Below are 12568 nucleotides of genomic sequence, written 5' to 3' on the forward strand. Positions count from 1 at the left end.
GATTACTATGGGTATGAAAGATCCAACTTAACGGTTCTTTTCGGGCGCAAGCTTTCGAGAAAAGAATAATCCAAGTAAAGAATCCATATATATTATATAACGATTTCTTTATGAAGAGGTGAATCATTGGAGAACATGCCAGAGGGCTATTCTTATGTTCCACAGCCTATTCGGAAAGATGGGGCGGGGTGGGTGGATAAAGGGCCGAGAGATATTATGAGAGATCTGGAAAACCCAGATATGCTTGTCCCTCCTAAAACAGATGCTGGACTTGTACCAAATTTAAAATTCTCTTTTTCTGATACGCATATGGTATTAAAAAATGGCGGTTGGTCTCGAGAAGTTACTGCTCGTGATTTGCCAATTGCCACTACATTGGCAGGTGTCAATATGAGTTTGACACCAGGTGGGGTACGTGAACTGCATTGGCATCAACAAGCAGAATGGTCGTATATGCTTCTTGGTCATGCACGTATTACAGCGGTCGATCAAAATGGGCGTAATTTTATTGCCGATGTAGGACCGGGGGATTTGTGGTATTTTCCACCAGGAATTCCTCACTCCATCCAGGGTCTTGAAGATGGCTGTGAATTTTTACTGGTGTTTGACGATGGGCATTTCTCAGATCTTAGTACATTTTCGATATCTGATTGGTTTGCTCATACTCCTAAAGATGTGCTGTCCTCCAATTTTGGTGTTCCGATTAGCGCTTTTAAACATATCCCGAAAGAACAGGTCTATATTTATCAAGATAAGGTTCCGGGACCTCTAGACACACAAAAAGTACAATCCCCATACGGTACAGTCCCCCAAACCTTCAAACATAGCCTGCTTGCCCAAACTCCTATTAAAACTCCTGGTGGCAGTGTCAGAATTGTGGATTCGACAAACTTTCCTATTTCTAAAAATATCGCCGCAGCACTTGTCGAGATTAAGCCTGGTGCTATGAGAGAGTTGCATTGGCACCCGAATAATGACGAATGGCAATATTACCTACAAGGAAAAGGGCGTATGACAGTATTTGCAGCTAATGGTGTGGCGAGAACATTCGATTATCGTGCTGGAGATGTGGGATACGTGCCGTTTGCAAATGGTCACTATATTGAAAATACCGGTACTGAGACATTATGGTTCCTTGAAATGTTTAAAAGTGATAGATTTCAGGATGTTTCGTTAAATCAATGGATGGCCCTTACTCCATCTGAGCTAGTACAAAGCAATTTAAATGTTGGTCCAGAACTTCTTAACGTACTAAGAAAGGAAAAGTGGCCGGTTGTAAAATATCCTGGATTTTCTTATTATCCAAGGTGAGCATATAGAAAAGCAGGTAGGAAAGATAAAAGATCTTATCTTTCCCACCTGCTTGTTTTTAATATTGATATTTATTTCTAGTAGCAAGCAGAATACCGATTGCTGGAACAGTACAAATAAGCATTGCTGCAAATGATAGTCCAGGTGAAATATCGTATAAATAGCCGCCTAAAAATGTAAGGATCGCTGTACTTAATCCCATTGCTAATGCAGAGTAAAGTCCTTGTGCATTTGGAATTTGCTCCTTCGGCAATGTTTTTGTTAAATAGCTAATAAAAGCGAAATGCGCGAGAGCAAAAGAAAATGCATGCAATGTTTGAGAAGCGATAAATACCCAAACATTAGGGAATAAGTAAATGAGTAGCCAACGTAACGAAGAACCACTTGCAGCTAAAAGTAATAAGGAAGATGAGCGCCATTTTTTAAATAGTGTATCTGCCTTCATAAAGTATAAAATTTCGCAAAGAACGGCGATGTTTATAATCATCCCCATATAGAATGGATCAACATGTAAATCACCTAAATAAATATAGCCGTAGCTGTAATAAGAAGCGTGTGCGCCTTGCAATAGGATAACGATTAATAAAACAATAGGGAAGCCTTTAATAGTCCATAATGTTTTCATCGACAATGATTTTGCCCGTTGTTCTTTCGTCGGTATAACGAGTAACTCTTTTGGTGTAGCCATTTGCTGCATCAACAGCATACCGATTAGGCCGATCACCATACTCCAAAAGATCACCTCATTGCCAAATGCACCTGTTAGCATACTAATGATTAATACTGCAATGACAAAGCCAAGGGAACCGTAGGAGCGGCTTTTACCATAGTGTACATTTCCATGCTGTACGAGCGTAGCTGCACTACTTTCAACGGCAGGGAGCAGAGCTGGATAAAAAACGCTAAATAACAGGGTAACGATAAGAAGCGAGATAAAGCTCGTGCTTGGTATGTAAAATAAAGTTGTGATTAGGGCACCTATTGCCAGAATTGTAGTTAGTCGTTTGTTATTTACATATTTTGCAAGAGTCGGGAATAAAAATAGATTTGAAGTTGCTCGTGCTAAAAGACCGCAGCCCATTATGACGCTAGCCTGTGAGACAGTAAGATGTTTGGCATCTACAAGCCAACCAGTCCAGTAAGGTAAGAAAATACCCCATGTAAAGAAAAATGCAAAGAAATTTTGAGAAAGCCATCGTTGATTGTTCATAAATTTTCCGTACCTCCAATTTAACTAAGTTGAATAATAGCACGTTCATCGGTACAATAATGTGAGATATCTCACATTGTTTTGAAGGAGAGAGTAAAATAATGCATATTCTTACAGCTGAGGAACGTTCATACTATCTTGATAAATATCCAATAGATGGTTTTTTTTCTTTTGAAATTGATCTATTTCTAGAAATATGTAAGTTTGACAAAGGTGAATGGATTTTTCAAGAAGGGTCATTCCCGGATACTCTATATTACATGATTGAAGGAAAAGCGAAGTTATATATGACACATAAAAATGGTAAGGTCTCGCTTATCGATTACTTGGAAGCACCACTTTTTATGGGTGAAATTGAGTTGCTTAATGAGGCAAGATATACGAAGGGGATTCAGGCAGTAACCGAGACGATTTGTTTTTCGATTACACAGTCCTGCAAAGAAAAGTTACTCACGGATGTATTATTTTTACGTAAACTTTGTGTGTTTTTAGGGGAAAAGGCGTTCAAAATGACGTCAAAATATACACAAAATCAAGCATTTCCACTTGAAAATCGACTTGCTGCATTTATTCAATTTTCGTCAGATCAAGGAATCTATAAAGAAAAGCATACGGAAATCTGCGAATATTTAGGGGTTTCTTATAGGCATTTGTTATATGTACTGGCACAATTTTGCGAAGAAAAAATTTTAGAAAAGAGAAAGAATGGCTATCACATTATCAATGAAAAGCGTCTTTCCGAATTGGCACAGGAGATACTTTGAGGGATACTACAGCTTATTGTATTCACTTTTTTTAATCAACCAGCGGGCGATTTCCTTGCCGCTATGGTAGAAGTTAACCTCATCGACTCGTTGGTTTTCTACGGAGATATTTAGGGTTTCGTCTATAACGCCAAAAGGTAAAACCCTTATACATTGATGTTTGTTAGGTGAAAATTTTTTGTGCTTTGCCTCAGCTTCAATGTGAGTTTTAGCAGATTTTTGTGCATTTTGGAATGGACAAGCAAGTAATTCTCCTTGTTCCAATGTTGTGCTAGGTGAATAACAATTACTTTTCATTCAACATGCCCCCTTTGTCGTTAGTTTTATTGTACAAGACATGCGGTCGGAATAGTCTTCATTTACAAGGCTTTAACGAAAACTTAAAGGTTAGTGATTTCATTAGATTAGTAATATGTAACCGCATTCATGCCATTAACGAATAAAAATCATAGAAAATTTGTATAATTTCAAGAGAAAAACACGTACTCAAACTATTGTGAATTTTCCTAACAAAACGTATTATTGTAATTAGATTTAACGTGAAAGGTTTTACAGAGTCACGTAATCGTGAGGAGGAATTTTTAATGAGTGCAATTCGAGTAGGTATTGTAGGTTATGGAAATTTAGGGCGCGGAGTAGAGTATGCTATCTCGCAAAATCCAGATATGGAATTAGTAGCGGTATTCACACGTCGCGATCCTTCAACTGTAAACATTGCAAGTAATGCAAGCGTATATTTAGTGGATGATGCTGAAAAATTCCAAAATGACATTGATGTAATGATTTTATGTGGTGGCTCAGCAACAGATTTACCTGAGCAAGGACCACACTTTGCACAATGGTTTAATACAATTGACAGCTTTGATACACATGCGAAAATTCCTGAGTTCTTCGAGGCTGTAGATGCAGAAGCACAAAAATCTGGTAAAGTATCAGTCATTTCAGTTGGTTGGGATCCAGGTTTGTTCTCATTAAATCGTATACTTGGGGAGACAGTTCTACCAGTAGGCACAACTTATACTTTCTGGGGAGACGGTTTAAGTCAAGGTCACTCAGATGCTATTCGTCGCATCGAAGGTGTTAACAATGCTGTACAATACACATTACCAATTAAAGAAGCTGTTGACCGTGTGCGAAACGGTGAAAATCCTGAGCTGACAACGCGTGAAAAACATGCACGTGAATGCTGGGTTGTTCTTGAGGCAGGTGCAGATGCTGCAAAAGTTGAACAAGAAATTGTGACGATGCCAAACTATTTTGACGAGTATGACACAACAGTAAACTTTATTTCTGAAGAAGAATTTAAAGCTAACCATACAGGCATGCCACACGGTGGATTCGTTATTCGCAGTGGTGAAAGCGGCGCTAACGAAAAACAAATTCTTGAATTCTCATTAAAGCTTGAAAGTAATCCAAACTTCACGTCTAGCGTTCTAGTAGCATTTGCTCGTGCAGCACATCGCTTAAACCAAGCTGGTGACAAAGGTGCTAAAACAGTATTCGATATCCCATTCGGTCTGTTATCACCAAAATCAGCTGCTGAATTACGTAAAGAACTTTTATAATAGTAAACTATTTAACTACTACCCGATTATCATATAGTTGATAATCGGGTTTTTCATTTTTAGCAAGTTATTTTGTTAAATCACTATAGAGGTAAACTGACAATAATTGAAAACGCTCATCAAAAGCTGGAGATGACAAAATTAACGACTGCATAATTGCTAACATTACGTAAAGCGAACTCATCGATATAACAAATCATTGGGTTTTTTATGGTAATTAATTATATTTGTTGTTAAATAAACCCTTTTTTATCCGATATAGTATGTGGTTCTTATTTAATGAGATAAAGACAGTAGTAAGCTTTCTTAACGGCTCTATCCAAGGTAGATATATCATAGATAGTAAGGTAGGAGAAGAAAATGAAAACTCAAGTGTCCAAATATATAAAAATAGGCTCTTCCAAACAATTTATTTCTATTTTTGGTGAAGATAACAATCTGCCTCTTTTAGTGTATTTGCATGGTGGTCCAGGTGATGCCGCTTTACCACTGATTTATAAATATAACTCAGAACTTGGAAAAACGTTTAATGTTGTAGTCTGGGAACAAAGAGGGTCTGGAAAATCCTACTATAAATTTTCTGAAGAGGAACAAATAGTTATTGAAACATACATAGAGGACCTACACAGTTTAATTTATTATTTATTAGAAACGTTTAAACAAGAAAAAGTTTACCTTTTAGGGCATTCGTGGGGAAGTGTACTAGGCTTAATTTTCATTAAAAAATATCCACAGCTAGTACATAGTTATTTTGGATGTGGTCAAGTAGTTAACATGAAAGAAGGGTTGAAGTGTCAATATGATTTTGTTCTGAAAGAAAGTCAAGAACGGAATCAAAAAAAGATAGTTCAGCGATTGAAAAATATTGACCTTTCATTGACTCAAAAAGATTGGTTAATCGATTTATTATTTGTTACTAAATTAGTGGTTCGATACAGACATTCTTTATATGGAAAAAGTAATTACAACCAATTGGTAAGGGATTTCATTTTTTCATCAAAGTACACATTTAAAGATTTAATCAATCGCGAAAAAGGGAGTCTACAATCTATTCAATATTTGTGGCAAGAGCTCATGGAAATAGATTTTAGTGAATACAAGAGTTTCGATGTCCCTATTACTTTTTTTGAGGGGCGTCATGATCAGCATGTTTCTTCGTCATTAGTAGAGGATTACTATCACACAATAAAAACGCCAAAAAAACTCATTTGGTTCGAAAATTCAAGTCATTTTCCCCAGTGGGAAGAGTCAATCAAGTTTAATCAGTCATTGATAAGTATTAATTAGTTTACATTTACCATCCTCTAAATCGCGGTATAGCAAAGGTTTTCATATCTATGGAAAAACAAAACATAAATCAGAATCCATTTTGATCAATCTTTTCAAAATGGATTCTTTTTTTTAATAAAGTAAAAATAACTTTTACAGGTGCAATTGAGGAGATAAATGCCCAAGTGCAATAGTTTATGTACCTAAAAAGGTAGTAATTGTAAATCTTGCGAAGAATCCAGATGCAACATTTCATATTGGCGATAGGGTAAAATTGGGCTATGATGGTAAAATAAAGGGTAAAGTACCAATTTGAATTACAATACTTACTATAGAATTAGTTTAGATTGGGGGAGTTTTATATGGAAAAAGTAAATTTTTTTACTAGTGAACTATTTCATGAAAATGCTGAGAAAACTTTTTTGATACACGAAAATAAAATAAAAAAATTACTACCAGAGGCGGATATCCAGCATGTTGGTAGTTCAGCAATTCCTGATAGCGTGACTAAAGGTGATTTAGACATCCAAGTACGTGTTAGCGCTGAACAATTTTCGAAAGCAGTAGAGCTTTTATCAAATTTATATGAAAGAAATGATGAAAGTGTCAAAACAGATACATTTAGGGCATTTAAAGATGATACAAGTAATCCTCCTTTAGGGATTCAATTAACTGTAATTGATTCTGAGTTTGATTTCTTTTGGAAATTTAGAGAAGTTTTATTGGCAAATAATAAATATCGCGATGCATATGATAAATTGAAGAAAGAATATGAAGCCAAATCAATGGATGACTATAGGGAAGCCAAAGATATCTTTTTCCAAAGACTAATGGAAACTCCCGAGTTTAAGAAATACGATAAGTAACTTTTGTGCTGGGCTGTTTTCGAAAAGATTGTTGCTATTAACTAACGGAGCAGCTTTGTTGATGAAGGACATTTATATTATTTCTAGAATAAAAAGATAAATAACTGGGATGAAGGAAGAGGTGAGGTTAATAGCACAAAAAATCAATTTATTTTTAGATAATAAAACTGAAAAAAGCATTATCAACAGACTACGGAGTGAGGGGTGTGTCTTCGCTGAAGAAGAATTACAGTTACTTACCTCTGAGGCTAGAAGTATAGAGGATTTAATGAAAATGGTAGAAAAACGAGTAAGTGGTTTACCGCTTGAATACGTGCTTGGGTTTACGAAGTTTTGTGGGCTACGAATAGAAGTAGAACGGGGAGTTTTTATACCACGTCGACGTACAGAGTTTCTAGTTCAGCAAGCAAAAATTATAACCCGCCCATATGATATTGTTTTGGATTTATGTTGCGGGTCTGGTGCCATTGGTGCGGCAATTACAACCGACCTTAAAAAGATTTTATTACACTCTGTTGATATTGACCCTGTTGCTGTACGATGTACATCCCGTAATATAACTAAGATTGGTGGTCACGTTTATCAAGGTGACTTATATGACGCATTATCAGATTCATTAAAAGGTCGAGTGAACATCATAGTGGCTAACGTACCTTACGTTCCTACTGATTCAATAAAACTGCTTCCCCAAGAAGCTCGTTTATATGAACCAAAAGTGGCGCTTGATGGAGGAATGGATGGACTAGACCTTCAGCGAAAGGTAATAGAAGAGGCTTCTCACTGGCTTGTTCCTGGTGGACATCTATTGATAGAGACTAGTGAAATTCAGGCTACTCAAACTTCAGAAATTTTTGCTGATTTTGGGCTAATTACTAAAATAGCAAGAGATTATAAATTAGATGCAACGGTTGTTATTGGAAGAAATCCTTAAACTACTGATGACACGGTTTGTCTCAGCAACAAATGCGGTACGTGAGCTTTCGCTTTTAATACTTAAATGTAAAGATTTCACAAGATCGCCCCCGCGTTATAATGATGAACTCATAAAAGATTTTAACTCTGAAGACTTGTAACCTTACATAACCAGTTGAATGGGGAGGTTATCACTAAATGACGACAGACATTATTATTCAATCAAAATGTATTCCACCGAGTCCATCCAATCATTGTATTAGTAGAGCTACATTAATGAGAACATTAAAAAAAAGCCTAGACCATACTTGCACATTTATTCATAGTGGGGCGGGGTATGGCAAAACAACAAGCCTTACACAATTTCTACATGCTCAATCAAATAAATTTTCTTGGTATAGTGTGTCGGATGAAGATGATAATATATTGCCATTTTTAAGGCATTTATTTTTTAGTATCACACGAATTGTTCCGAGCTTCGGTCAAGAATTTGATGCATGGAATCAATTATCTCGCTTTCCGAAAATAGAGGAACTTAATCGTTGGTTTAAGCTGTTTGTCAATAGTTTATGTGAAATCGAAGGGCCGATTTTAATTGTCATTGACGACTACCATCTCGTTGATCATGAATTTCATATTAATTATGTGATGGAAAAAATAATTGAGTTTTCACCACCGAATGTTCATTTTATCATCGCTTCTAGAACGTTGCCGAATTGGGATATTACGAGGAGATTAAAGTTACAAAAAAAATTACTCGTTATTGCAGAAGGAGAATTAGCATTTTCTTCTGAGGAGATCGCTGTTTTTTTCGAGGATTACGTAGCAGTGCATTTAACAGAAGGTGAAATATCTAAGGTTTTAGAAATTACAGAGGGCTGGGCCATTAGTATTTCTTTATTAGCTGAGCAATGGGACAAAGAGACATTAGCTCATTGGCTAAATATCTCAACAAATGATCTTTTCACCTATTTATCGGAGGAAGTTTATCTTAAGATGTCTGTTTTCGAGCAAGAGGCATTATTAAAACTGGCGATTTTTCCTACTTTCTCAGAGGAGCTTATTACACAATTTTATGGTTCGGAAATAGCAGAGGCGTTAAAATTGTTTGTACAGCGACATTTATTTATTCAACCGATCACAACGGATGGTTTATATCGTTTTCATGCCTTGTTTAGTCGTTTTTTAGAGCTAAAATGGCAACAAGATGCTTCGCAATATATTGCATTGCATAAACAAGCAGCATTGTATTATGTAAAACTAAACAATATACAAGCTGTTCTTCATCATGCATTTAAAACGAATGATCATGGTTTTTGTGGTGAGCTATTACAAAATCATGCTGAAAGTCTAGTTCGTGCTGGGCAATTTGAGTGGTTATTAGAAAAAATAAACCGATTTACAGTTGATGAAAAATCAGAATATTACAAAATGTATTATTTCGAAGGTGAGTGCCACCGCTACCGTGCTTATTATGAAAAAGCGAGGCAATGCTATGAAAATTGTGCAAACATCGCAAAAAGTAAGAATGATTATCTCTTTATGACGAAAGCGCAGGCAAGTTTAGCACATATTTATCTCGATACAATCCAGCCGGCATTGGCAGAGCCGCATTTAAAAAGGGCATTAGAATTAGCAAATCATACGCCGTTAAACGAAGAGGAACTTCTCGAATTGCAACGTCAGTATGCTGAAAATTTGGTGAATTTAGGGAAGGCGAAAGGTGCTCAAATTTTTACGGATGAGGTTGCTTTGACGGAGGAAGTGCTACAAAGAGCAAATGTCGATGTTCGACTATTATTAAGAACAGGGCAGCTTCTAGAAGCAAAGGAATTGCTGACGAAGAGATTGGAATTACCACCACAGCTTGTAGCGACACATAGAGAGAGTGAGCTGCTAGCATCATTTGTCTATGCGCTATTAGGGCTAGGGAAGGATGCTTGGTATGCCGCTCAGCATGGGATTCGTAGGGGATTACGTGAAAAATCGGTATTTATTGAGGCTGTTGGCTATATTCGCAAAGCACATGCTTTACTATTAATAGATTTTCCTGACTATCACGGAGCCTGTAATGCTTATGAGAAAGCCCTTACATTAATGAATACGATTAATATTTCTCGCGTAAAGGCCGAGCCGTACATGGGACTTGCAATTGTCAAACATGCGCAAGGAGATATTATTTCTGCTAAAAAATATGTAGCACTTGGCTTACGTGAAACAGAGCAAGTTCAAGATGCATGGATGACCGCTCTTATATTAATCGCTGAGGTTAAAATTATTATTTCTCAACAGGAATTTGAACGAGCGCGGCAATTATTAATGAAGGCACGGCGACTTTTCAACGACTGTGGCGATCAAAATGGTGAGATGCATGTACTTTTCTTTCAATCTGTCATTGCCTTCAAAGAAAATAATCCTCAACAATTCAATCATTATTTTCAGCTGTTTGCACAGTTATGCATTAATAATGGCTATGATTACTTTTTACAAAGGAAAACCATTCTTGGTCCACCAAATAGGATGATTTTTTATGAGCTTTTACAATTTAGTAGAAAATGTGATGGGGAAAATGCCCCTATTTTGACGATGCGTAGCTATTTTCAAGTTGAGGACAATATTGTTTATCCACATGAGGAAGTGCAGGTGAACTTTTTAGGAAGTTTAGATTTAATAAGAAAGCATCGAAAGCTTGAAGTTAAAGAATGGCAGCGCGATAAATCGAAGGAGCTCTTCGTTTATTTATATTGTCATCGCAATCGGTTTACGCCAAAGGAAGAGATTGCCCAGGCATTATGGCCAGAGCGGAATGTTGATTCATTAGATCGAGATTTTAAAGTTGTATTGAATACGTTATTAAAGGTTCTTGAGCCAAATAGAAATGCGCGTCAGGACAGCTTTTTCATTGAGCGTAAAAATAATATGTACCAATTGCAGCAAATTCAGTTTCTGCAAATCGATGTCGAACGCTTTCTTTATTTTTATGAATTAGGGATGGAGGAGTTCGATTCACAATTGTCAAATGAATGGCTGCATCTTGCTGAAACGAGCTATAAAGATGTTCTTTATGCTGAAAAAAAGCAGTTAGAATGGCTTATACAGGATCGTGAAAAGCTGCAATCATTATATATTGAAGTACTGGAAAGATTAGCACAAAATGCGACGCGGCAACAAAATTATAAGCAAGCTATTTTTTATGCAGAAAGAATGATTCGTGAGGATGCATTATGGGAAGAAGGCTATCGGTTGTTGATGTATAGTTATTATCAATTACAAAACCGCTCCCTCGCGTTAAAATGGTATGAAAAATGTGTGCAGCAATTAAAAAGTGAACTAAGTACAACACCGATGGAATCGACGATGGTTGTCTATGATTTAATAATCGGGTAGTGTATATTTGGTTTAACAACCATTTTTTTGTAATAATGACTCATGGATTGTAGTAGAGACTGGGCGATCCTTGGGGATTAGCGGCTCATCGGACGCCCCCAGGAAGCTTTGCTCTGGCGTCAGCGACAAATGTTTTATCTGTGCGAAAGCGAAGCGTCAGCAACAAAGCGCCCAGTCGGAACGGAAATCCACTTTATAATAATATTGGAGGAACTACTATGTCATTTTGTAAGGTAAGTAAGGCGAATATTTACTATGAAATAATTGGGACTGGAACACCAATCGTAATGCTACATGGATATTCGCCAGATCATAGATTAATGAAGGGATGTATGGAGCCTGTTTTTGCAGACAGGGAGGGCTGGCAACGAATCTATATTGACCTTCCAGGAATGGGCAAGACGACAGACTACGAAAAGATCAGTAACTCAGATGAAATGCTAGAAGCTGTAGTAGAACTAATTCACTCCTTAATACCAAATGAACGTTATTTATTAGTAGGAGAATCTTATGGTGGATATTTAGTGCGAGGAATCATGAGGGAGTATCATGAACAAATTTTGGGAGCAGCGTTTATTTGTCCATTGATTATTCCTGATAAACAAAGTCGAACAGTACCACCACAAAGTATTGTCTCGACGGATAAAGAATTTTTATCGACATTAACGAAACATGAGCTAGAAGATTTTAGCTCTCATCTAGTTGTTTTAAATGAATATAATTGTCAACGTTATACAAATGAAGTGTTAGCGGGTATAGAAAATGCGGATGTGGAGTTTTTAGAGAAAATCCAAGAAAGCTATAGTTTTTCTTTTCTTGTAGATGAAATTTCATTTGATAAACCTTGCTTATTTTTGCTAGGCAAACAGGATTCCATGGTTGGCTATAAGGACGCTTTTGCCATTTTAGATAAATACCCAAGAGCAGCCTTCACAATTTTAGATAAAGCTGGACATAACTTGCAAATTGAAAAAGCGAATTTGTTTAATAGCCTTTTGCTTGAATGGTTGGATAGGGTAGAGGAATTTAATGATTAATCTTTAGGCCAAGCTAAAAGGATTCACCAAATTAGGTGAGTCCTTTTTGTGTGCGCTCATCATGGTAGTGTATTTTCTAAAAGATTCCGATAAATCGATGAAACATTCCGATAAAATCTGAAAATGTTCCGATAAATCTCAAAATTGTTCCGATAAAACGTAAATTTATTCCGATAAACCTCTCATCCCCGGAAAAAACCACACTTTCGTCGCAGAAAAGTAGCTCCCCACAAGAAGGTAGATATCG

10 protein-coding genes are annotated in these 12568 nt (G+C 36.6%); 8 read left to right on the forward strand and 2 right to left on the reverse strand.

From position 1 onward, the window contains the following. Nucleotides 1-135: 135 nt before the first annotated feature. Nucleotides 136-1311: an oxalate decarboxylase family bicupin gene (locus ACIQLB_RS09230; RefSeq protein WP_400724667.1), complete on the forward strand. Its 1176-nt coding sequence runs from the start codon at nt 136-138 to the stop codon at nt 1309-1311. A 58-nt stretch (nt 1312-1369) separates the two neighbouring features. Here ACIQLB_RS09230 and ACIQLB_RS09235 read toward each other — a convergent pair whose 3' ends face one another. Next, a complete protein-coding gene (locus tag ACIQLB_RS09235) occupies nt 1370-2521 on the reverse strand; it encodes an MFS transporter (protein WP_400724161.1) in 1152 nt (383 codons plus the stop codon). A gap of 101 nt (nt 2522-2622) precedes the next feature. On the opposite strand from ACIQLB_RS09235, the gene yeiL reads away from it, so the two are divergent. Next, the gene (gene yeiL / locus ACIQLB_RS09240; RefSeq protein ID WP_400724164.1) at nt 2623-3285 is read left to right on the forward strand and encodes a transcriptional regulator YeiL; all 663 of its coding nucleotides are present in this window, start codon (nt 2623-2625) and stop codon (nt 3283-3285) included. A 6-nt stretch (nt 3286-3291) separates the two neighbouring features. Here the strand turns inward: yeiL and ACIQLB_RS09245 are convergent, their stop codons facing one another. After that, nucleotides 3292-3582, reverse strand: coding sequence for a hypothetical protein (locus tag ACIQLB_RS09245; RefSeq protein WP_400724167.1), 291 nt, complete (start codon nt 3580-3582; stop codon nt 3292-3294). Nucleotides 3583-3869: 287 nt separating this feature from the next. On the opposite strand from ACIQLB_RS09245, the gene ACIQLB_RS09250 reads away from it, so the two are divergent. From ACIQLB_RS09250 to ACIQLB_RS09275, 6 genes are all read left to right on the forward strand, one after another. Then, the gene (locus ACIQLB_RS09250) at nt 3870-4850 is read left to right on the forward strand and encodes a diaminopimelate dehydrogenase (RefSeq protein ID WP_400724170.1); all 981 of its coding nucleotides are present in this window, start codon (nt 3870-3872) and stop codon (nt 4848-4850) included. Nucleotides 4851-5210: 360 nt separating this feature from the next. Then, nucleotides 5211-6137, forward strand: a complete 927-nt coding sequence (locus ACIQLB_RS09255; RefSeq protein ID WP_400724173.1) for an alpha/beta fold hydrolase — start codon at nt 5211-5213, stop codon at nt 6135-6137. A gap of 344 nt (nt 6138-6481) precedes the next feature. Then, the gene (locus ACIQLB_RS09260; RefSeq protein WP_400724176.1) at nt 6482-6985 is read left to right on the forward strand and encodes a GrpB family protein; all 504 of its coding nucleotides are present in this window, start codon (nt 6482-6484) and stop codon (nt 6983-6985) included. 121 nt (nt 6986-7106) lie between these two features. Beyond that, nucleotides 7107-7916, forward strand: coding sequence for a putative protein N(5)-glutamine methyltransferase (locus tag ACIQLB_RS09265; protein WP_400724178.1), 810 nt, complete (start codon nt 7107-7109; stop codon nt 7914-7916). A gap of 179 nt (nt 7917-8095) precedes the next feature. Continuing rightward, nucleotides 8096-11284, forward strand: coding sequence for a BTAD domain-containing putative transcriptional regulator (locus ACIQLB_RS09270; protein ID WP_400724181.1), 3189 nt, complete (start codon nt 8096-8098; stop codon nt 11282-11284). 218 nt (nt 11285-11502) lie between these two features. Continuing rightward, on the forward strand, nt 11503-12321 hold the full coding sequence (locus ACIQLB_RS09275) for an alpha/beta fold hydrolase (RefSeq protein ID WP_400724184.1): 819 nt from the start codon (nt 11503-11505) through the stop codon (nt 12319-12321). The last annotated feature ends 247 nt before the right edge of the window (nt 12322-12568 follow it).

This window comes from Lysinibacillus sp. NPDC092081 (assembly GCF_044755845.1).
Lineage (GTDB): Bacteria > Bacillota > Bacilli > Bacillales_A > Planococcaceae > Lysinibacillus.